Here is a 20,276-nt window from a genome sequence, read left to right on the forward strand (position 1 = left end):
GCCAATCATCCCTGGAGACGCTGGGAGGGGCCTATCGAACGCCTGCGCGCACACCCGGCCGCCTCCCCCTGAACCGGACATTTCTATTTGGGAGAAAACCGGACATTTCTATTTAGCGTTGACAGCCGGCGCAGCGGCGCCAAAGCCGCCGATCAGGCCTCGGCCTGGACGGATGCCTGGTCCAGTTCAAAGGCCTTGTGCAGGGCGCGCACGGCCAGTTCCATGTACTTGTCGTTGATCAGCACGGAGGTCTTGATTTCCGAGGTGCTGATCATCTGGATGTTGATGCCTTCTTCGGCCAGGGTGCGGAACATCAGGCTGGCGACGCCGACGTGGCTGCGCATGCCGATGCCGACGATGGAGACCTTGGCGACCTTGTCGTCGGAGACGACGTCGCCGGCGCCCACGGCCGGGCCGATCTGGTCCTTGAGCAGGTCCAGGGTGCGCGCAAAGTCATTGCGGTTGACCGTGAAGGAGAAGTCGGTCATGCCCTGCTGCGAGATGTTCTGCAGGATCATGTCCACGTCGATATTGGCTGCGGCCACGGGCCCCAGGATCGAATAGGCCACGCCCGGGGTGTCGGGCACGTTGCGCAGGGTGACTTTGGCTTCGTCGCGGCTGAAGGCGATGCCGGAGACAACGGCGGTTTCCATTTTCTGGTCTTCCTCGAAAGTGATGAGCGTGCCCGAGTGCATTTCTTCGTCGACCGGGATCATGGGATCGGTCAGCGAGGACAGGACTCGCAGCGGCACCTGATATTTGCCGGCGAATTCGACGGAACGGATCTGCAGGACCTTGGAGCCGAGCGATGCCATTTCCAGCATTTCCTCGAAGGAAATGACGTTCATGCGACGCGCTTCGGGGACGACGCGCGGGTCGGTGGTGTAGACGCCGTCCACGTCGGTGAAGATGAGGCATTCGTCGGCGCCCATGGCGGCGGCGACCGCCACGGCCGAGGTGTCCGAACCGCCCCGCCCCAGGGTGGTGATGTGACCTTCGTCATCAATGCCCTGAAAACCCGTGACGACCACCACGCGACCCGAATCCAGATCGGCGCGAATACGGGTATCGTCAATGGAGTGGATACGCGCTTTCGTGTATGAACTGTCGGTTCGCACCGGCACTTGCCAGCCCGTATAGCTGCGGGCGGCGACACCCTGGCGCATCAGGGCGATGGCCAGCAGCGCGCTGCTGGCCTGTTCGCCGGTGGAAGCCAGCATGTCCAGCTCGCGCGGATCGGGCTGGGGGGAAATTTCTTTGGCCAGACCCAGCAGTCGGTTGGTTTCGCCCGACATGGCCGAAGGGACGACGACGACCTGGTGGCCGGCGGCGTGCCATTTGGCCACACGCCGCGCGACGTTCTGAATACGTTCGACGGAACCCATCGAGGTGCCGCCGTATTTCTGGACGATTAGCATGATGCCCTGATGAAGATTGGAGCCTGGGGGATCGTTCGGACAATTCCCGTGTAGATCGGTGATTTACCGCACAGAGTGCAGCAAAGCCAATTATTCTACCTGGGTTTTCGAGATGCATAGGACGCGGCCACGCTGCACCACGATCCAGACGCCTTCATGGCCCAGCCGCACGTCACGGTCATGACCCAAGGCATGGACCCCGCGCAGTTGGCGCAACCAGGCTTGCAAGCGGGCCTCGGTGGGCATGCGCAGGCCCAGGGCATGCAGCCAATGACGCAACAATGGCGCCTGGCGAGACACGGGCAGCGCACGCCAGGCGGCCAGCGAAAACGCCCGACCGTCGGGAGCAGGGTCCAGCCCGGCCCAATCGGCGTGCGCGGTTTCGTCCACCCAGTCCGACAGATCGCGCGCCTGACCCGCATGTCGGGCCAGAGTCCGGCGCCAGGCGGGCCAGCGCGCGTCCAGCACCGGTGCCAGGCCAGCGCGCAGGGCACCCCGGGCGTAACGCTCGTCGACATTGCTGGGGTCGCTGGCCGGCCGCCAGCCACTCAGCGCCTCGAAACGCCGGGCGCTGTCCAGAATCGCGGACCGGGGCAGATCCAGCCAGGGCCGGAGCCAGATCAGGCCGCCGCGTTCCGTCACGGGACGCATGGCCGCCAGCCCCAAGGGCCCGGTGCCGCGCAGCAGGCGCAACAGCACGGTTTCAGCCTGATCATCCTGGTGATGCGCCAGCAGCAGATGGCCGACGCCGGCGTGGGCGGCCAGTTCGGCCAAGGCCGTATAGCGGGCGTCCCGAGCGGCCGCTTCCATCCCCCGGCCATCGACATCGACTGTCACCCGCCGGCTGTGGCAACAGACCCTCAACAGCCCCGCCAGCCGATGCGCCTGGATCAGCCAGTCGTCGGCTTCGGCTTGCAGGCCGTGATGGATATGGAAGCAATGCAGCCGCAGCCCGCGCCCCCGGGCCGTCTGGGCGGCATGCAGGGCCAGCATGGCGGAATCAGCCCCGGCGCTGAGCGCTACACCGACGGCGGCACCGGCGGGCAGCGCCGCCAGGGCGGTGTCAAGCGCCCGCAGCAGCGATGGATCGAGCGCCGGGCTAGCGGACGTCCTGGAATCGCCCATAAGCGGAGACACGCTCGAGGCGGCGGCGCAACAGTTCGTCCACGTCCAGGCTGGAGAGTTCGCGCAGAGCGTCGGCCAGGGCGCGCTGAAGCTGTCGGGCCATGGTGTCCGGATCGCGGTGGGCACCGCCCACGGGCTCGTTGACCACGCGGTCGATCAGGCCCAGGTCCTTCAGGCGCGGCGCCGTGATGGCCAGGGCCTCGGCAGCGACGGAGGCCTTGTCGGCACTGCGCCAGAGGATGGAGGCGCAGCCTTCGGGCGAAATGACGGCATACGTGGCGTACTGCAGCATCATGACCGTGTCGCCCACGGCGATGGCCAGCGCGCCGCCCGAACCGCCTTCACCGATGATGGTGACGATGATGGGGACTTTCAGGCCGGCCATGGCGTACAGATTGTGGCCGATGGCTTCGGATTGGCCGCGCTCTTCGGCCCCGACGCCGGGATAGGCGCCCGGAGTGTCGACGAAAGTGAACACCGGCAGACGGAATTTTTCGGCCAGCTTCATCAGACGCAGGGCCTTGCGATAGCCTTCGGGCAGCGGCATGCCGAAATTGCGCCGGGCGCGTTCCTTGGTGTCGCGGCCTTTCTGGTGACCGATCACCATGCAGGGCGTGCCGTTGAAGCGCGCCAGCCCGCCCACGATGGACAGGTCATCGGCATACATGCGGTCGCCGTGCAGTTCATGGAAATCCGTGAACAGCGCCTGGACGTAATCCATGGTGTAGGGCCGCTGGGGGTGGCGCGCCACCAACGCGGTCTGCCAGGGGGTCAGTTTGGCGTAGATGCTCTTGGCCAGGGACTGGCTCTTCTGCTGCAGGCGGTTGACCTCTTCGGAGATATCGACGGCGGAATCGGTCTGCACGTAGCGCAGTTCTTCGATCTTTTGGTCGAGCTCGGCCAGGGGCTGTTCGAATTCAAGAAATGTATTTCGCATGAGAACTGGGGTCCTAGAATGGAATTTCGGGACTCGATCAGGATATTCGGTCAGAACGTTCGGGACATCAATACTCGACGGCGGCAGCATCCATGCTGCGCCACAGATACCAGCTGGCGACCGTGCGCCACGGCGCCCAGGCCTGGGAGACCTCGCGGGCTTCGAAGCGCGAGACCGGCTCGCCGCTGAAGTAGTGATGGGAAATGGCCTTGAGCAGCGCCGTGTCATCCAGAGGCAGGACGTCGGGGCGGCCAAGGAAGAAAATCAGGAACATTTCCGCCGTCCAGCGGCCCACGCCGCGGATGTCGCACAACAACGCCATCACGGCCGCGTCGTCGCGGGATTCCCACCAGGCCGGGTCCATCCGGTCGGACTGGGCAAAGAATTCGGCCGCGTCACGCAGGTACTGGGCCTTGCGCAGGGACAGGCCGAGTCCGCGCAGTTCGGCCTCGGTGAAACGGGCGATGCAGCCAGGCTGCATGTCGGTGCCGCAGGCCTGAACCAGCCGGGCCCAGAGCTTGCGCCCCAGCGCCAGGGAGATCTGCTGGCCGACGATGATGCGGGTCAGGGTCTGGAACGGGCTCTGGCGCGCCTGCATGGATTCGTGACCGTAGACCGGGATCAGCTTGCGCAGGATGCGGTCGCGCTGCATCAGGTGTTCGCACGCCTGCGTCCAATAGGCAGGCTGCAGCGCGGCGGGGCTGTGATGTTGCATGTCCACGGTCACACCCGCCGCCATTGGGTGGCGCCGCCGGCCGCGTCGGCCAGTTCCACGCCCTGCTCGCGCAATTCGGTGCGGATGGCATCGGCCCGGGCGAAATCGCGCGAGGACTTGGCCTGGGCGCGCTCGGCGATCAGGGCTTCGATGGATTCGGACGACAGCGTATCGGCGCGAACGCCGCCCGCCAGAAAACGGGTGGGGGATTTCAGATAACCGACGGGATCGGCCTGCAGCAGGCCGAGGATGCCGCCCAAGGCGCGCATCAGGCCGCTGGCCCGGGCGCTGGCTTCGCGGTTGGCCTGCCCGGCCAGTTCGAACAGCACGGCCACGGCACCGGCCGTATTGAAGTCGTCGTCCATGGCGGCACGGAAGGCCTGGGCAGCCGGATCGTCCCAATCGACGGCCACGTCGGCGGGCGGCACGCTGACCAGCGTCTGGTAGAGCCGATCCAGGGCATTCTGGGCGTCCAGCAGATTGTCGGGCGCGTAATTCTGGGCGCTGCGGTAGTGGTTGCGCACCAGAAAGAAGCGCAGCATCTCGGCTTCGCGGAGGTTGACGGCGTAGTCGGCGCGGTCATCGGCCGCGTCCAACGCGACCGTGTCGCGGATGCGGCGGAAATTGCCCAGGGACTTGGACATTTTTTCGGCGTCCACCATCATCGGACCGCAGTGCATCCAGGCCGTGGCCAGGGTGCCGCCAAACGCGCCTTCGCTTTGGGCGATCTCGTTTTCGTGGTGGGGGAATTTCAGGTCCGGGCCGCCGCCGTGGATGTCCAGCGGCATGCCCAGCAGCGCGTGGCTCATGGCCGAGCATTCGATGTGCCAGCCCGGGCGCCCCGGCCCGTAGGGGGAATCCCAGCGGGTGTCGGCGGGTTCTTCGGGCTTGGCCGATTTCCACAGCACGAAGTCCAGCGGATCCTGCTTGCCGGCGGACACGGCGACGCGTTCGCCTGCGCGCAGATCGTCCAGCGATTTGCCTGACAGCTTGCCGTAGCCGGGGAATTTGCGAACCGGGAAATTGACGTCGCCGTCCGCGCCCTGATAGGCCAGGCCCTTGGATTCGAGGGTGCGGATGATGTCGAGCATGCCGGCCACGTGCTCCGTGGCGCGCGGCTCGTCATCGGGGGACTGGACCCCCAGGGCGCGCTCGTCGGCGCGCATGGCGTCGATGAAGAATTCGGTCAGCGCCCGGATCGTCACACCGCGTTCGACCGCGCGACGGATGATCTTGTCATCGATGTCGGTGATGTTGCGCACGTAGCGCACCTGATAGCCCGAGGCCCGCAGCCAGCGCTGCACCACGTCGAAGCCGACCAGCATCCGCGCATGGCCCAGATGGCAGAAGTCATAGACCGTCATGCCACAGACGTACATGCGAACCACCCCCGGCTCCGCTGTCCGCAGCGGCATTTTCTGGCGTGTCAGGGTGTCGTGGATATGGAGCATGGCGGATCGGATGAGACGAGCAAACCCGCCGCTTCGGACCATACGGGCAGCGCACGGGGATGTAAAATGGACTGACAAGTATACCGTCCCCCGGTCCAATCCCAGAACCCCACCCATAGGTGCCCCGAGACGTGACCCGCCCTTTCCTTCCTGTTTTGGCCCTGTGCGCCTGCCTGGCGGCGGGTTCGACTCTCGCGGCATCCTCGAGCGCCGACGCGGACCTGCCCAGTCTGAACTACGACCCGGACACCGGGGCATTCACCGAAGCCCCCCCGCCGGAACGCGGCTGGCAAGCCTTCGCCGACCTGCTGAAAAAAGCCACGCCATCGGTGAACACGGCCATTCCACTGACGCCCGCCCAGATCGCCGAACATGTATCGTCGCTGATCGACTCGGGCCGCGCCAAAGAAGCCCTGGACATCATCACCAAACGCCAGGCCGCGCACGACGCGTCCGTCAGTCCGGGCGTCGACGTCCAGTTGCGTTATCTGCAGGGCCGCGCCCTGGATGCGCTGGGCCAGCACGACCAGGCCATGGCTGTCTGGCGGCAGATGACCACCGACTACCCCGAACTGCCCGAACCCTGGAACGCGCTGGCGATCGCATACGCCCGCCAGGGCCAGCTCCAACTGGCCCGCGAAGCGCTGGACATGGCGCTGGTGTCCGATCCATCCTTCGCCCCGGCGCTGGAAAATCTCGGGCACGTCCAGATGCGTCTGGCCCAGGAATCCTTCGACCGCGCCCGCGCGGCGGGCGGCGGCCAGGCGCCGAAGCCGGCGCAGGCCCCCGTCCCATCGATTCCCAAGACCCCCGCCCCTCAGGCACAATAAGCCTTTTCCCCTGGACGCCACCATGTCCCATTTCTCGTCTCTTTCCCGCGCCCTGCCCTGGGCGCGGGCCTGCAGCCTGGGCTGCGTTCTGGTCCTGGCGGGCGGCGCTGCCGTCGCCGCGCAGGCTGATTCCAACCCCTCCCCCAAAAGCACAGCCATGAGCACTCATCCGCACGTCAAACTGCATACCAACAAGGGCGATCTGCTGATCGAACTGAACGCCGAAAAAGCCCCCAAAACCGTCGAAAACTTCCTCAGCTACGTCAAGGAAGGCTTCTACGACGGCACCGTCTTTCACCGCGTCATCAACAACTTCATGATCCAGGGCGGCGGTTTCGAGCCCGGCATGAAGCAGAAGCAGACTCACGCGCAGATCGAAAACGAGGCCAACAACGGCCTGAAGAACGACCGCTACACGCTCGCCATGGCGCGCACCTCCGATCCGCACTCGGCCACGGCCCAGTTCTTCATCAACGTGGCTGACAACGATTTCCTGAACTTCTCAGCGCCCACCTCCAATGGCTGGGGCTACGCCGTGTTCGGCCGCGTCATCGAAGGCACCGAAGTCGTCGACGAAATCAAGAAAGTGAAGACCGGCAGCAAGGGCTTCCACCAGGACGTGCCGGCCGAGGACGTCATCATCGAAAGCGCCACGCTGGTTGAATAAACTGGCGCTGCGAGGCGCCGTCTGGGTCGCCTCGGACATCCACCTGGGCGAGGCTGTCCCCGAGACGGCCCGCGCCTTCTACGATTTCCTGGATCGGGCACGCCGCCAGGCCGATGCCCTGATCCTGTGCGGCGACATTTTCGACGCCTGGATCGGCGACGATCACGCCCTGCGTGATCCACCCGACTGGCTGGCCGCCGCTCTGGACGCGTTACGCGCCACTGCGGCCGACCTGCCCCTGTGGCTGGCGCGCGGCAATCGCGATTTCCTGATGGGCCGCGCCCTGGCCGACGCGCTGGGCGCCCGGCTGCTGGATACTCCAGCCGTTCTGGATACCGATGCCGGCACCATCCTGCTGGCCCACGGCGACGAATTCTGCACGGACGACCTCGCCTATCAGCGCTTCCGCCGCATCGTCCGCACCCCCTGGATTCAACACCTCTTTCTGGCCCTGCCGCTGAGCTTGCGGCGCGCCATCGCCACGCGCGCACGCGCACGCAGCCGGCAGGCCCGCCGCAGCAAGTCGATGGCGATCATGGACGTGAATGCCGCCGCCGTCGCGCGGGCGCTGCGCGATGCCGGATGCACTACCCTGATCCACGGTCACACGCACCGGCCCGCCATCCACCCGATGGACCTGGACGGACGCGCGGCGCGGCGCTATGTGCTGCCGGATTGGGAATTCGACCGAGCCCCGCCCCCCCGAGGGGGCTGGATCGAAATCGACGCGTCCGGAATCCAACTGAAACAGATGTAGGAATCAATCCTGAGGATCAGCCTCGGGGTCGAACGGGTCCAGGCTGTCGATCTGGACGGCGGCAATGCGCCGGCCTTCCAGGGCGACGACGGTGAAACGAAAACCACCGTAGCCGCTCGTCAGTTCGCAATGATCGCCGACCTCGGGCAGGCGCCCGAAACGGCTCAGGAGATAGCCCGCGATGGTGGAGTATTCCTCGTGCTCGTCGACCAGCCCATCGGTGTGCAGGACCTGTTCCAGGTGGTGCAGATCGGCGGCACCGTCCACGCGCCAGCGGCCGTTACCCTGGTCGATGATGTCGGGCGCCTCATCCTCGTCGGGGAATTCACCGGCGATGGCTTCGAAGATGTCGATCGGCGTCACCACGCCGACGATGGAGCCGAACTCATCGGCCACCAGCACCAACAGCCCGTGCGAACGCTTGAGCGTTTCCATAAGCTGCAGGATGGGAATGGTCTCGTGCACGATGATGGGCTCGCGCAGCCGGGTCGCGCGGATGCCGCCATGCTCCAGCAGATCCAGGAGCAGATCCTTCGCGCGGCCCACCCCCACGACCTCGTCCAGCGTGCCTCGGCACACCGGGAAGAAACTGTGCGGCTCGCGGATCAACTGGGCGCGCAGATCGTCCAGCGGCGCATCCAGATTGATCCAGGACACGTCGGTGCGCGGCGTCATCACGGAATGCACGTTGCGGTCGCTGAGCGTCAGCACGCCGCTGACCATGTTGCGTTCCTCATCGACGAAGGCCTCGACCGGTGCGGGCGTGTTCTCGCCGTCATCCGGCTCAGGACCGACCATGGGCTTGCGGCCCAGCATCAGCAGCACGGTCTCGGCGGTGCGCTCACGCAGCGGCCGGCGCATCTCGGCCCGGCGCACGTTGCGCCGCGCCCATTGATTCAGGCTCTCGATCAGCACCGAGAACACGATGGCGGCGTACAGATAGCCCTTGGGGACGTGGAAGCTGAAGCCGTCGGCCACCAGCGAGAAGCCGATCGTCAGCAGGAAGCCCAGACACAGAATGACCACTGTCGGGTGGGCATTGACGAAGGCGGTCAGCGGCTTGGACGCCACCAGCATGATCCCCATGGCGATCACCACAGCCACCATCATGATCGCCAGGTGATCGACCATCCCCACGGCCGTGATCACCGAATCGACGGAGAACACCGCGTCCAGAATGACGATCTGGGTGACGATCACCCAGAAGCCGGCATGCAGGCGCGAGCCCGAGGCATGCTGGGTGCGACCCTCGATGCGGTCGTGCAGTTCGAAAGTGCCCTTGAACAGCAGAAAGAAACCGCCCGTGATCAGGATCAGGTCGCGACCCGAGAATGCCAGATCGCCCAGGTACACCAAGGGTTCGGTGAGCTTGACCAGCCAGGACATCAGCGTCAGCAGGAACAGACGCATGATCAGTGCCAGGCTCAGACCCAGGACGCGGGCGCGATCGCGCTGCTTGGGCGGCAGTTTGTCGACCAGAATGGCGATAAAGACCAGATTATCGATGCCCAGAACGATTTCCAGGACGATCAGGGTGAGCAAGCCCACCCAGGCTGCCGGGTCCAGCATCCACTCCATCATCATGCCCCGTCAGGCGTGCAGATGAGCGACCATCTGCGCAAATATCTTGGGCGGTGCGGCCAGCACGTTGCCCGACTCCATCCAGCCCTGCTCACCCTGGAAATCGGCCATCAGACCACCGGCCTCCAGCACCAGCAGGCTGCCGGCGGCCATGTCCCAGGGCTTGAGCTTGACGCCGCAGAAACCGTCCAGCCGGCCGCTGGCCACCCAGGCCAGGTCCAGGACCGTGGAGCCCGTGCGCCGCGCCGCCGCGCATTCGGCCAGCAGGGGCACGAAGGGCGAGGTGGCCGGCAAGGCCGTGGACTGAGGAATGTGCGAAGCCAGCAGCGCATCGTGATAGCGCATGCAGGAGGACACCCGGACCCGGCGGTCGTTCAGGAAGGCGCCGCTGCCGCGGCTGGCGGTGAACATCTCGTTGCGCGTCGTGTCGTAGATCACCGCGTGCACGGCCTGGCCACGATGCATCAGGGCGATGGACACGGCGTAGTGGGCGAAACCATGGATGAAGTTCGTGGTACCGTCCAGCGGGTCGATCACCCATTGGAATTCCGCCTCGGCCTGACCGCCCCCAGCCTGCAGACGGCCGGATTCCTCGGCCAGGATGCCGTGGTCCGGGTAGGCTGTGCGTAAAATGTCGATGATGGATTCCTCGGCGGCCCGATCGACTTCCGTGACGTAGTCCTTTGGCCCCTTGCGCGCTACGTTCAGGCGCTCCAGGTCAAGGCTGGCGCGGTTGATGATGGCGCCGGCACGGCGTGCCGCCTTGATGGCGGTGTTGAGCATCGGGTGCATAGGTTTCCAAAGATCACGGGTAACAGACCCCTATTTTAAATGACTCTGACAGTTTCCTCCGATTCGCCCCCCGACACCCTGGATATTTTCAGCCGGGTGCGCTTCGTCATGGTCAGCCCCACCCACCCCGGCAATGTCGGCTCGGCGGCCCGGGCGATCAAGACCATGGGCTTTCACGACCTGCATCTGGTGGCCCCCGCCGACCCGGACATCACCCGTCAAGCCGAGGCCATCGCCCTGGCGAGCGGGGCCGGCGACATCCTGGAAAACACCCGGCAGCACGCCAGCCTGGCCGACGCCCTGGGGCCCGTCACCCTGGCCTTCGCCCTGACGGCGCGGGCGCGGGCCATCGGCCCTCCGCCCTGCGACATCCGCGAGGCCGCCGTGCAATCGGCCGCCGAACTGTCCCAGCCGGACGCGCGCATCGCCATCGTCCTGGGCACGGAGCGCACCGGCCTGTCCAACGAGGACATCACCCTGTGTCAGCGGGTCTGTCACATCCCCGCCAACCCGGAATACAGTTCCTTGAACGTGTCCCAGGCGCTGCAACTGGCCGCCTGGGAAATGCGCTACGCCCTGCTGCCCCTGGCCGGCGCGGCACGCCTGCCCGACACCCATGCCCGGCATGATCCCGGATCGGACCCGGCCAGCAGCGAACGCGTTCAGGCCATGCTGGATCATTTCGAGCAGGCCCTGCTGGCGGTCGGGTTCCTGGACCCCAGGCATCCGAAGAAACTCGTGCCGCGCATGCGGCAGATGTGGACCCGCAACCGGCTGAGCGCCGACGAGGTGGATATGGTGCGCGGCCTGTGCACCGCCATGATCCGCAGCGCCGGGCGCCCGGCGCCCGATGACGCGCAGTCCCCACGCACTCTCCTTGACGAACACGCACAGGCCTCAGGCCCCGACCACCATGTTTGACCAGCTCCGTGAAGACCTCGCCTGCATCCACGAACGCGATCCGGCGGCTCGCAGCCGCATCGAGATCCTGACCTGCTATCCGGGCCTGCACGCCATCCTGATCCACCGGCTGGCGCACGGCCTGTGGCGGCGCGGCTGGTACTGGGCGGGCCGCTTCACGTCCCACCTGGGACGCCTGCTGACCGGCATCGAAATCCATCCCGGCGCGCGCATCGGCCGGCGCGTGTTCATCGACCACGGCTTTGGCGTGGTGATCGGCGAGACCGCCGAGATCGGCGACGACTGCACGATCTACCAGGGCGTCACCCTGGGCGGCACGCGGCTCTACAAGGGCGAAAAGCGCCATCCGACGCTGGAAGAAGGCGTGGTCGTGGGCGCGGGCGCCCAGATCCTGGGCGGCTTCACTGTAGGCGCCCATGCCCGGATCGGCTCCAACGCGGTGGTGATCAAGCCCGTGCCTGCCGGGGCGACCGCCGTGGGCAACCCGGCGCGGGTGATTCTGCCGGAGAGCCATGAAGCGTCGGGTTCTGCGGCCGATGTGGGTGCTGGCGCGGGTTCCGAGTCGGCTGCTTCGGCTGCTGCAGATGCGAGTGCCGCTTCGGGTTCGGCGGCCACCCGCCAGGCACGCTCCACCGTGTCACCCTGCCAGGAAGACACCCCGCTCGCGCAATCCGAATGGGCTGCCCGGCCCCTGCAGGAACTGCTGCAACGCGGCCGGACCGAGTCCGCCCCCACCGACGGCACGATCCCCAAAGAGGACTTCGCCCCCTACGGCGTTGGCCGCGCGGACGACGACCCGCTGGTCAAGGTGCTGCACGAACTCATCAACCACACGGCCCAGCAGGACGCGCGCATCCAGCGCCTGTGCTCGGCTCTGGAAGACCTGGGCCAGCGCATCGAAAACGGCCAGCGTCCGCTGGACGCGGAGCGGCTGAACCGGATGGTGGAGTAGGGTTATTTGGCTATCGACTGGACCTCACGCAGCGGGATGGGCGAGCGCAGGCCCGCCTGACGCAGCGCCTGCGGTGCCCGGCGGTGCAGGTCGAAATACACGTCCCAGTATTTGTCCGCCAGCGCCCATGCACGGACGTTCACCATGATGGTGCTGTCCCGGTACTCCATCACCATGACCTGAGGGGCCGGATCAGACAGTATGTCGTCATGGCGATCCACCAGCGCCTGCAGCGTGTTCAGCGCCGCATCCAGATCGTCGTCGTAACGCACCCCCAGCATCATGTCCAGGCGGCGGGTCTTGTTGCGGCTGTAATTGGTGATCGGACTGCCCCAGACCAGCGTATTGGGCAGCAGGACATGGATGCCATCGGCCTGCACGAAACGCGTCATGAACAGGCCGATCTCGTCCACCGTGCCGGTGCCCTGGCTGCCGATGGCGACGAATTCCCCCGCGCGCACCGGCCGCAACACCAGCAGCATGATGCCGGCGGCGAAATTCTGCAGCGTGCCCTGCAGGGCCAGACCGATGGCCAGCGCGGAAGCGCCCAGCATGGCGACCAGACTGGCAGTCTGCACCCCCAGGCGGGCCAGCACGGCCAGCAGCACCACGATGCGTACGGCCCAGACGGTGACACTGCGGATCATGGGAACGATGGTCGGGTCGATCCGGGAGGACCGGTCCGCCACGTGGAGCATCCAGCGCCCCAACAGATTGGACACGGTCCAACCGACGATCAGGATCGCCAGGGTCACACCGAGATTGATCGCGATGCCGCTCAGATCGGGCAGGCTGGACCAGAAAGCCTGAAGCTGTTCCATGACTGAAATCTCCAAGAGTGAAGCAGGGAAACGCTGATTTTACGTCGGCTTGGAGACAGCACTTTGACCGATCCCCGAGCCGGTTCCGCGCTGACTCGTTTATCCACGCGGAGTGTGGACAATCCCATGGACAAGTCCCTGGAGACTTCATTTTTTATTTATAAATCAAATGGATAGACAAACAGATAGAAAAATGACCGTTTCATGAACGTTGTCAGCCGCGCCGATTTATCCACGCGGCCTGTGGACAAACCCATGGACAAACACCGGGGATCTGCGGGTTTCCCCTGTGCCTCAATCACTTAGGCGCAGCGGTCGGAAATCGTCCGGGATCCGGCTCGGCCAAAGAAAACCATGTGGCCGGGGATGACCGTCTTATCCCCGCGAATTGTGGACAATGCCATGGACAAGTCCTGGGAGACTTGATTTCCCCTTTGCACATCAATGAGATAGATCATGAGGTAAAAAAATGACCGATCCATGACAAGGATCGGTCGCGCGGAATTATCCACCTCGCCTGTGGACAAGCCCATGGACAAACCTCGGGCTTTCCCTGATTTCAACGATGGGCCAAAGGGTTACGCTGAGCGGTTGATTTCTGCTCCAGGTTCCTCGTGCCCGCCAAATCCCTTGCGCATCGCCGACAGCACCTTGTTGGCGAATTCCGCATTACCGCGTGACTGGAAGCGCTCGAACAGCGCGGCGCTGAGCACCGGCACCGGCACGCCCTCGTCGATGGCCGCGTGCAGCGTCCAGCGGCCCTCGCCGGAATCGGACACCCGACCGGCAAAGCCGTCCAGCCCCGGATCAGCCTGGAACGCCCGCGCCGTCAGGTCCAGCAGCCACGAACCGATCACGCTGCCCCGGCGCCAGAGTTCGGCGATTTCGGGCAGATCCATGTCGTACTGATAGTGCTGCGGATCGCGCATCGGCGTGGTTTCCGCGTCGGTCGCGTGATCGCTTTTGCCGACGTTCGCATGACGCAGCAGATTGAAGCCCTCGGCATAGGCCTGCATGATCCCGTACTCGATGCCGTTGTGCACCATCTTCACGAAGTGCCCCGCCCCCGCCGGCCCGCAGTGCAGATAGCCCTGCTCTGCCGTGCCCGCACCCTCGCCGCGCCCCGGTGTATGCGAGGCGGCGTCCCGGCCCGGCGACAGCGCCGCGAACACCGACTCCAGCCGCCCGACCGCAGCAGTATCGCCACCGATCATCAGGCAATAGCCCCGGGCCTGGCCATGCACGCCGCCGCTGGTGCCAACGTCCAGGTAATGAATACCCTGATCCGCCAGCGCCTTCGCCCGCCGGATGTCGTCGTGATAGCAGGAATTGCCACCGTCGATGACGATGTCGTCCGCATCGAGCAACGGTTCCAGTTGACCCAATACGCCATCGACCAGGCCCGCCGGCACCATCAGCCAGACAGCCCGGGGGCGCGGGAGTTTTTCGACCAGATCGGCCAGCGAGGCGGCGCCGACGGCACCATCGGCCATCAGGCGCGCGACGGCGTCTTGTTGAGGGTCGTAGGCAACGCAGCCGATGTTTTTGTCCATGAGGCGGCGCACCATGCCAGCGCCCATGCGTCCCAAACCTACCATGCCGATTTGCATGTGAATCTCCGTGATGTGCATTGGACGTAATGGTACAGGGGCGGGGGGAGACCGTGGCGCGTTGGGCGTGGGAAACGAGGCCCGGCCGCTTGCTTGCTATTTGCGCATCCACCGCGCCGGCATCTTCTCGCAGTATTGCTTGCCGTCTTTGTCCATGCCCCACGGATCGGAGAATTCACGAAAACTGTGCGGGTCGGAAAACGGCTGCGATTGAAGGCGCTGCCGTTCTGCACGTCTATAAGCACGATGCCAGATCGCCTTGTCCTGCGCCTCACTGACCGCGGACGTCATGCCCATGATAGGGGTCTTTCTTTTGCTTCTGCTCACGCGGGCCTCCAAAATCAGTTCCCAAGCGCGGCAAAGCCCGCGAACCTATCGGCTGGCGGGCGCGTTTTCTCCTGCAGGACTCAAATGGGGTAGCTTATTGTCCCAATTGGCAGCCCGATACGCAAGGCTTTCCCCGTACTAGTTGTCATGCGGCTCTATAGAAACGGTGATGCATAGCTATGGCAGAGATACCCGGCGCCTCACCCCCTCCCCGCCCCCAGCACACGCCGCACAAACACCACGCACATCAGCACAAAAGCCAGCAGCCCGATGCCGGTCGCAATCGGCGCAAACCCGGGACCCGCCACGGCCAGCGGCGCATCGCCGCCGCCGGATGCCATGGAGCCCACGATCACGATGGCCAGCACCACGCCCACCAGGCTCTCGCCCACGATCAGGCCCGAGGCGAACAAGGTGCCGGTGCGTTCGCTGGCCTGTTCGAGCCGGACCGGATCCGCACCGGTCGACCGCGCCTGAGCGCAGACACGGGTCCGCGCGAACCACGAGATCAGGGCGCCGACGAACAGGGCCGTGGCCACCGTGGGCGGCAGATAGACGCCCATGGCCACCGCCAGCGGCGGGACGCTGAAGCGGCTGAGTCGGCTCAGAACCAAGTCGAAGACGATCAGTGCGGCACCCACCAGCACACCGATGCGGATGTACGTCCAGTCGAGCGTGTCGCTGAACAGACCCTGCGCGATGGTGATCATGAGCGATGCCTGCGGCGCGGCCAGCGCCTGGGCGGGGTCCATGCCCTCGCGCGGCAGGCTGCCGATGAAACCGTACGCCTCGTAGAGCAATTCCAGCACGGGCGGAATCGTCACCGCGCCGATCACGCAGCCGATGATCAGCGCGATCTGCTGCCGCCACGGCGTCGCATGGACCAGCCAGCCCGTTTTCAAGTCCTGCAGGTTGTCGTTGGAAATCGCCGCCACGGCCACGACGACCGAGGTGCAGAACAGCGCCAGCGCCGTCATGAACCGCACGGATTCGGGGTTGCCCAACAAGTCCTGCGCCTGGCCGATGCCGATGAAGATCATGGACGAAGCCAGGATGGCGATCACCGCAATACCCGAAATCGGACTGGCCGACGAGCCCACCAGGCCGGCCATGTAGCCGCACGCGGCCGCCACCAGGAAGCCGAAAACGAAGGCCAGCACGACGCCGGCGACGATCAGAGTCCAGGCAGCCAATACCGGCAGACCGGAGTCCGCCACGAAGGAATGAAAGGTCGCGCCCAACAGCAGAATCATGAGCAGCGTCAGCTTCAGCAGCAGCCCGGGCGGCAGGTCGGCGTCGGTGCGGTCCTGTCCCGCTTCGCCCGACCCGCGTTTCAGCACCGACAGTGAAATCCGCATGCCCTCGATCATGGGCCGGATCAGCGTCAGCAGGGTCCAGACGGCCGCCACGGCGATCATGCCGGCGCCGATCAGCCGCACTTTGGACACCCAGATACCGGTGGCAAAGCTCGACAAGCTGGCACCGTCGGGCATGGGCGTGAGCGCCGTCAGCCAGGGCACCGCCACGCCCCAGGACAACACCACACCCAGCAGCATCGCCACGCCGCCGACGATGCCGACGAGATAGCCCGCCCCGACCAGGGCAAAGGACAGGCCCAGGGGCAACTGGAATACGGCGCGTCCGATGCTGAACCAATGACTCACGCTGTCGCCGGCCACACGCAGGCCGCCCGTCAGCAGGCTGAAACCACCCGCCAGCGCCCCACCCAGCATGATCTCGCGCAGTCCACCGGCCTGCCGGGTTTCTGCGCCCTCTGCATCATCTGCCTGCTTCTGCCCGACCTTCAGGATCTCGGCTGCGGCCACGCCTTCTGGATACGGCAGATCGCTGTTGACGACCAGCGCACGTCGCAGCGGCACGGTGAACACCACACCCAGAATCCCGCCACAGGCGCAGATCATGGCGGTCTGCAACAAGGGAAACCCTGTCCAATATCCCATCATCAGCAGCGCCGGCAGCACGAAAATGACGGCGGACAAGGTGCCCGCCGCCGACGCCTGCGTCTGGACGATGTTGTTCTCCAGCATATTGGAGTCGCGGAACGCCCGCAGGACCGCCATGGAAATCACTGCCGCCGGAATCGAGGACGCGAAGGTCAGACCGACCTTCAAGCCCAGGTAGACGTTGGACGCGGTAAACACCAGGGTGATCAAGGCACCCAGAACCACGCCCCGCAGGGTGAGTTCCTTCAGTGACATGTGGGCTGCGGGCATGATGGGGGCGGTTCCTTGCAGGAAAATAGATACCTGCTTATTGTATCTATTCGAAGCAACCCACTACGGCATGGCAGCCCCCATGCCCGATCAGGCGGCCAGATGCTTGACCGTCACGCCTCGATTGATGATCAGGCGCAACCCGTCTTCCGGATTCACAAGCGTCTGGATATCCTGCAAGGGATCCTGCCGATACGCAAGAATATTGGCCGATCCGCCTTCCAGGATTTCACCGATATCCCCGACCCTGCCGAAGCATTCCGCCGCATTGACCGTCGCCTGGCGGATCAGGTCAATGTTGCTGACAACTTTCGAGCGGATGCTGAATTCCTGCAACTGATGCCGCTGCATGGCACCCAGCAAATCGGACCCGTACAGCATCTTGACGCCCTTGTCATAAGCCATCTTCAGGGCGACATGACCTGCTTCGAGAACGGTGTAGATTTTTTCTTCCATCGAAGCCGGCAAGCCGCTGGCCACCCCTTCGTTGGCCAAGGCCTGATAGGTCACCAAGGTCGGCACCAGATAGGCGCCGGTTTCGACAAAGAGGTCGCAGCATTCTTCATCGAGCAGATTGCCGTGCTCGATCGTCCTGACGCCATTGCGCAGCAGGCGCTTGATGGCCCGGGCCGTATAGGCATGCGCCATGCAATAGATATTGGCGGCATCGGCTTCTTCGACAATGGCCCGGATTTCCTCGATCGAGAATTGCGTGCTGTCGATGCGATCCGTGGGGGACGAAACCCCGCCGGAGGCCATGATTTTGATCTGCGTGGCGCCCTTGCGGATTTCATCACGCGCCGCGCGGCGAACCTGGGACACGCCATCGACGACAATGCCGAGTCCGGCACAGCAGAAGCAGCCTTCGAACTGCCTGCGTCCCTTGGTGCGGACATCGCCGTGGCCGCCTGTCTGTGACAAGGCCTTGCCGCAAAACAGGATTTCGGGGCCCAGGGTCGGATCTTCCTGCGTGGTGGCCGCCAGACCATAATCGGCGCCGCCCGCATCTCGCACCGTGGTGAAACCACGCTGCAACATGCCGGAGAGAATCTCGGTGGACTTGATCGCAATATAAAAGGGCGAGGTGACCTCGAGTTCCGCAAAGTCGGGCGTGATCGCCGTCGTGTGCACGTGGGCATCGATCAGACCAGGCAGCAGATACAGCCCGGAGCAATCGATGACCTTGGCATCACCCAGCCCGTCGGCACCACCCGCATCGGTAATTTTCTCGACCTTGTCTCCCTTGATGATGATCGACTTATTGGTCTGATAGATGCCGGAACGGACATCCAGATAGCTGGCATTTTTCAGAATTGTGTACATTCTTCGATTACCTCATGATGCTGGGAAGATAGGTGACGATGATCGGAAAGTAATAAATCAGAGCCAGGAACACCACATCGCACAAAATGAACCAGATGACGCCCTTGAAAATCGTTTCCAGACTGATGCCGGGCGGGGCGGTCGCCTTGATGACATAAACGTTCAAGCCGACAGGTGGCGTGACAAGGCCGATTTCCAGCATTTTCGTCAACAGAATGCCGAACCAGATGAGATCGATGTGCGCGACATCGACCAGGGGCAGCAGGATGGGCAGGGTCAAGAGCAGGATGCCGATCGAGTCGATGAACATCCCCAGGATCAGGTAAATGATGATCACCGAAACCACGATCCACCACCGCTCTTCGCTGAACGACAGGATAAAGCTCGTGAACGCGTCCGGCACGCCCGACAAGGCCAGGAATTTCGTGAAGAAAATAGACCCGATCATGATCAGGAATATGTTCGCCGTGCTGTAGGCCGCGTCAAACACCGCGTTTTTCACGGCGACCCGGGTCAGCGTGCCCTTGAACAGTGCGATGATGATCGCCGTCACGGAACCGATGGCCCCCGCTTCCGTCGGCGAAAACCAGCCATAAAAAATGCCGACCATCACGAAAATGATCAAGGTAGGCAGCGCCCATACCTGGGTGAATGCCTGGAACAGTTCCCGCCCCGAGTAGGATTCGGACGTCCCCGCGCCTCGACCATAGAGTTCCGGATTCAACTTGCACCGGATGATGATCATGGTGAAATACAGTACGACGGTCAGCAGGCCCGGCAACACGCCCGCCATGAAAAGCTGTCCGATGGATGTATTCGCATAGACACCGTACAGAATCAGCAGCACACTGGGGGGGATCAGCGACCCGAGTGTTCCGGCGGCGGCGACCGTGCTGGTTGCCAGCGACGGGCTGTAACCACGGTTGAGCATTTCCGGAACCGCGATCTTGGACATGGCACCCGCCGTCGCCACGCTGGAACCGGAAGCCGCCGAAAAAATCGCACACGCGGTCACACTGGAGATCGCCAGACCGCCGGGGAGCCGATGCAGGAGCATCTGCAGAAATCGAAAGATCCCCTTGGTGAGATTGGTCTCAGAGCACAAGTACCCCATCAGCAGGAACATCGGCGCGGCGGACAGTTCCCATTGACCCACGAAGTTATAGGGGGTGGAGGAAATGATGCTGAGGGCAACGTCCATGTCCGCGACGATGCCGATGCCGATGATCGAAATCAGGGCAAGACTCACCCCGATCGGCACCCGCAAAAAAATCAGGAACAGCGCGACGGCGACGCCAGAAACACCAACGATTAACTGAGCGTCCATGCATCACTCTCGGATTTTGAAGCAATAAGCTGCGACAGAACAACCAGGCACAGGGAGAAGAACCCGAGCGGCAGCGCAAATTTGGCGGGCCAGATGTAAAAGGTGAAATTTGCCATCGCTTCCTCATGAAAGGAAGCCGAATTGAAAGCGTCTATGGTGGTCTGGTAGGTGAGCACCACGTACAGGATCAACTGGATGACAAGATTGAACTTGAACAACGGCGCGGAGACTTTCTTGGGCAGAAGGTTGACCAATATATCGGTTGATATATGTTTGTCTTTGTATTGCGTGTAAGCAAGTCCCGAGAACACCGCGAATATCATGTAATAAAACGAGGTGAACTCGAGCGTCCCTTCGATGTAGATCCCCAGACGCCGCAAAACGACGTCCAGGAACATATGCCCGGCCATGAATACCAGAGCAAGGCAGGCCAGGTAAAAGCCCGCCTTTGCTAGATATCGGCTTGTCGTGAACAAGACTCGCATCAA

Annotated in this window: 19 protein-coding genes; 5 read left to right on the top strand and 14 right to left on the bottom strand. The window is 64.0% G+C overall.

Features of this window, described 5'->3' with window-relative positions; all coding sequences use genetic code 11:
* Window positions 1–152 precede the first annotated feature (152 nt).
* From WA983_RS10055 to cysS, 5 genes are all read right to left on the bottom strand, one after another.
* Window positions 153–1,421 (bottom strand): aspartate kinase, encoded by a 1,269-nt coding sequence (locus tag WA983_RS10055; RefSeq protein ID WP_424249092.1) that lies wholly within the window; start codon window positions 1,419–1,421, stop codon window positions 153–155.
* Window positions 1,422–1,508: 87 nt separating this feature from the next.
* Window positions 1,509–2,543: a tRNA lysidine(34) synthetase TilS gene (gene tilS, locus WA983_RS10060; RefSeq protein WP_424311991.1), complete on the bottom strand. Its 1,035-nt coding sequence runs from the start codon at window positions 2,541–2,543 to the stop codon at window positions 1,509–1,511.
* Window positions 2,518–3,480, bottom strand: a complete 963-nt coding sequence (locus WA983_RS10065) for an acetyl-CoA carboxylase carboxyltransferase subunit alpha (RefSeq protein WP_424248600.1) — start codon at window positions 3,478–3,480, stop codon at window positions 2,518–2,520. Before WA983_RS10065 ends, tilS begins: the two co-directional genes overlap by 26 nt.
* A 67-nt stretch (window positions 3,481–3,547) precedes the next feature.
* Window positions 3,548–4,195, bottom strand: a complete 648-nt coding sequence (locus WA983_RS10070; protein WP_424248602.1) for a DNA-3-methyladenine glycosylase family protein — start codon at window positions 4,193–4,195, stop codon at window positions 3,548–3,550.
* 8 nt (window positions 4,196–4,203) lie between these two features.
* Complete coding sequence (gene cysS / locus WA983_RS10075; RefSeq protein WP_424248604.1) at window positions 4,204–5,646, bottom strand: cysteine--tRNA ligase; 1,443 nt, start codon at window positions 5,644–5,646, stop codon at window positions 4,204–4,206.
* Window positions 5,647–5,777: 131 nt separating this feature from the next.
* On the opposite strand from cysS, the gene WA983_RS10080 reads away from it, so the two are divergent.
* The 3 genes from WA983_RS10080 (at window position 5,778) to WA983_RS10090 (ending at window position 7,900) form a co-directional block, all read left to right on the top strand.
* On the top strand, window positions 5,778–6,476 hold the full coding sequence (locus WA983_RS10080) for a tetratricopeptide repeat protein (RefSeq protein WP_424248606.1): 699 nt from the start codon (window positions 5,778–5,780) through the stop codon (window positions 6,474–6,476).
* Window positions 6,477–6,633: 157 nt separating this feature from the next.
* Window positions 6,634–7,143 (top strand): peptidylprolyl isomerase, encoded by a 510-nt coding sequence (locus WA983_RS10085; protein WP_424248633.1) that lies wholly within the window; start codon window positions 6,634–6,636, stop codon window positions 7,141–7,143.
* Window positions 7,136–7,900: a UDP-2,3-diacylglucosamine diphosphatase gene (locus tag WA983_RS10090; protein ID WP_424248608.1), complete on the top strand. Its 765-nt coding sequence runs from the start codon at window positions 7,136–7,138 to the stop codon at window positions 7,898–7,900. The genes WA983_RS10085 and WA983_RS10090 overlap by 8 nt, the downstream gene beginning before the upstream one ends.
* A gap of 3 nt (window positions 7,901–7,903) precedes the next feature.
* Here the strand turns inward: WA983_RS10090 and WA983_RS10095 are convergent, their stop codons facing one another.
* Both WA983_RS10095 and WA983_RS10100 read right to left on the bottom strand, forming a co-directional pair.
* A complete protein-coding gene (locus tag WA983_RS10095; protein WP_424248635.1) occupies window positions 7,904–9,478 on the bottom strand; it encodes a TerC family protein in 1,575 nt (524 codons plus the stop codon).
* A gap of 12 nt (window positions 9,479–9,490) precedes the next feature.
* A complete protein-coding gene (locus tag WA983_RS10100; protein WP_424248610.1) occupies window positions 9,491–10,273 on the bottom strand; it encodes an inositol monophosphatase family protein in 783 nt (260 codons plus the stop codon).
* Between the two features lie 39 nt (window positions 10,274–10,312).
* On the opposite strand from WA983_RS10100, the gene WA983_RS10105 reads away from it, so the two are divergent.
* Both WA983_RS10105 and cysE read left to right on the top strand, forming a co-directional pair.
* Window positions 10,313–11,194, top strand: coding sequence for an RNA methyltransferase (locus WA983_RS10105; protein ID WP_424248612.1), 882 nt, complete (start codon window positions 10,313–10,315; stop codon window positions 11,192–11,194).
* Window positions 11,187–12,146: a serine O-acetyltransferase gene (gene cysE / locus WA983_RS10110; RefSeq protein WP_424248613.1), complete on the top strand. Its 960-nt coding sequence runs from the start codon at window positions 11,187–11,189 to the stop codon at window positions 12,144–12,146. The genes WA983_RS10105 and cysE overlap by 8 nt, the downstream gene beginning before the upstream one ends.
* 2 nt (window positions 12,147–12,148) lie before the next feature.
* Here cysE and WA983_RS10115 read toward each other — a convergent pair whose 3' ends face one another.
* The 7 genes from WA983_RS10115 to WA983_RS10145 all read right to left on the bottom strand — a co-directional run bounded on the left by WA983_RS10115 (window position 12,149) and on the right by WA983_RS10145 (window position 20,264).
* Window positions 12,149–12,967 carry a mechanosensitive ion channel family protein gene (locus WA983_RS10115; protein ID WP_424248615.1) on the bottom strand — a complete coding sequence of 273 codons (819 nt, stop codon included), beginning with the start codon at window positions 12,965–12,967 and terminating at the stop codon, window positions 12,149–12,151.
* Window positions 12,968–13,545: 578 nt separating this feature from the next.
* Window positions 13,546–14,577: a phosphogluconate dehydrogenase (NAD(+)-dependent, decarboxylating) gene (gene gnd, locus WA983_RS10120; RefSeq protein ID WP_424248617.1), complete on the bottom strand. Its 1,032-nt coding sequence runs from the start codon at window positions 14,575–14,577 to the stop codon at window positions 13,546–13,548.
* 96 nt (window positions 14,578–14,673) lie between these two features.
* A complete protein-coding gene (locus WA983_RS10125; protein ID WP_424248619.1) occupies window positions 14,674–14,874 on the bottom strand; it encodes a hypothetical protein in 201 nt (66 codons plus the stop codon).
* A 230-nt stretch (window positions 14,875–15,104) separates the two neighbouring features.
* Window positions 15,105–17,123: an OPT family oligopeptide transporter gene (locus tag WA983_RS10130; protein WP_424311992.1), complete on the bottom strand. Its 2,019-nt coding sequence runs from the start codon at window positions 17,121–17,123 to the stop codon at window positions 15,105–15,107.
* A gap of 105 nt (window positions 17,124–17,228) precedes the next feature.
* Window positions 17,229–18,461: an amidohydrolase family protein gene (locus WA983_RS10135; RefSeq protein ID WP_424248623.1), complete on the bottom strand. Its 1,233-nt coding sequence runs from the start codon at window positions 18,459–18,461 to the stop codon at window positions 17,229–17,231.
* Between the two features lie 7 nt (window positions 18,462–18,468).
* Window positions 18,469–19,788, bottom strand: a complete 1,320-nt coding sequence (locus WA983_RS10140) for a TRAP transporter large permease (protein WP_424248625.1) — start codon at window positions 19,786–19,788, stop codon at window positions 18,469–18,471.
* The gene (locus WA983_RS10145) at window positions 19,773–20,264 is read right to left on the bottom strand and encodes a TRAP transporter small permease (RefSeq protein WP_424248627.1); all 492 of its coding nucleotides are present in this window, start codon (window positions 20,262–20,264) and stop codon (window positions 19,773–19,775) included. Before WA983_RS10145 ends, WA983_RS10140 begins: the two co-directional genes overlap by 16 nt.
* Between the last annotated feature and the right edge of the window lie 12 nt (window positions 20,265–20,276).

The sequence above is a fragment of the Castellaniella sp. genome, assembly GCF_049650445.1.
GTDB lineage: Bacteria > Pseudomonadota > Gammaproteobacteria > Burkholderiales > Burkholderiaceae_B > Castellaniella.

What these genes read in the sequence shown, in the direction of transcription:
- WA983_RS10095 (WP_424248635.1), bottom strand. Translation starts at nt 9,478, where the DNA reads ATGGAGTGGATGCTGGACCCGGCAGCCTGGGTGGGCTTGCTCACCCTG.
- gnd (WP_424248617.1), bottom strand. Translation starts at nt 14,577, where the DNA reads ATGCAAATCGGCATGGTAGGTTTGGGACGCATGGGCGCTGGCATGGTG.
- WA983_RS10070 (WP_424248602.1), bottom strand. Translation starts at nt 4,195, where the DNA reads ATGCAACATCACAGCCCCGCCGCGCTGCAGCCTGCCTATTGGACGCAG.
- WA983_RS10085 (WP_424248633.1), top strand. Translation starts at nt 6,634, where the DNA reads ATGAGCACTCATCCGCACGTCAAACTGCATACCAACAAGGGCGATCTG.
- WA983_RS10105 (WP_424248612.1), top strand. Translation starts at nt 10,313, where the DNA reads ATGACTCTGACAGTTTCCTCCGATTCGCCCCCCGACACCCTGGATATT.
- tilS (WP_424311991.1), bottom strand. Translation starts at nt 2,543, where the DNA reads ATGGGCGATTCCAGGACGTCCGCTAGCCCGGCGCTCGATCCATCGCTG.
- WA983_RS10115 (WP_424248615.1), bottom strand. Translation starts at nt 12,967, where the DNA reads ATGGAACAGCTTCAGGCTTTCTGGTCCAGCCTGCCCGATCTGAGCGGC.
- WA983_RS10100 (WP_424248610.1), bottom strand. Translation starts at nt 10,273, where the DNA reads ATGCACCCGATGCTCAACACCGCCATCAAGGCGGCACGCCGTGCCGGC.
- WA983_RS10135 (WP_424248623.1), bottom strand. Translation starts at nt 18,461, where the DNA reads ATGTACACAATTCTGAAAAATGCCAGCTATCTGGATGTCCGTTCCGGC.
- cysE (WP_424248613.1), top strand. Translation starts at nt 11,187, where the DNA reads ATGTTTGACCAGCTCCGTGAAGACCTCGCCTGCATCCACGAACGCGAT.
- WA983_RS10125 (WP_424248619.1), bottom strand. Translation starts at nt 14,874, where the DNA reads ATGGGCATGACGTCCGCGGTCAGTGAGGCGCAGGACAAGGCGATCTGG.
- WA983_RS10130 (WP_424311992.1), bottom strand. Translation starts at nt 17,123, where the DNA reads ATGTCACTGAAGGAACTCACCCTGCGGGGCGTGGTTCTGGGTGCCTTG.
- WA983_RS10065 (WP_424248600.1), bottom strand. Translation starts at nt 3,480, where the DNA reads ATGCGAAATACATTTCTTGAATTCGAACAGCCCCTGGCCGAGCTCGAC.
- cysS (WP_424248604.1), bottom strand. Translation starts at nt 5,646, where the DNA reads ATGCTCCATATCCACGACACCCTGACACGCCAGAAAATGCCGCTGCGG.
- WA983_RS10140 (WP_424248625.1), bottom strand. Translation starts at nt 19,788, where the DNA reads ATGGACGCTCAGTTAATCGTTGGTGTTTCTGGCGTCGCCGTCGCGCTG.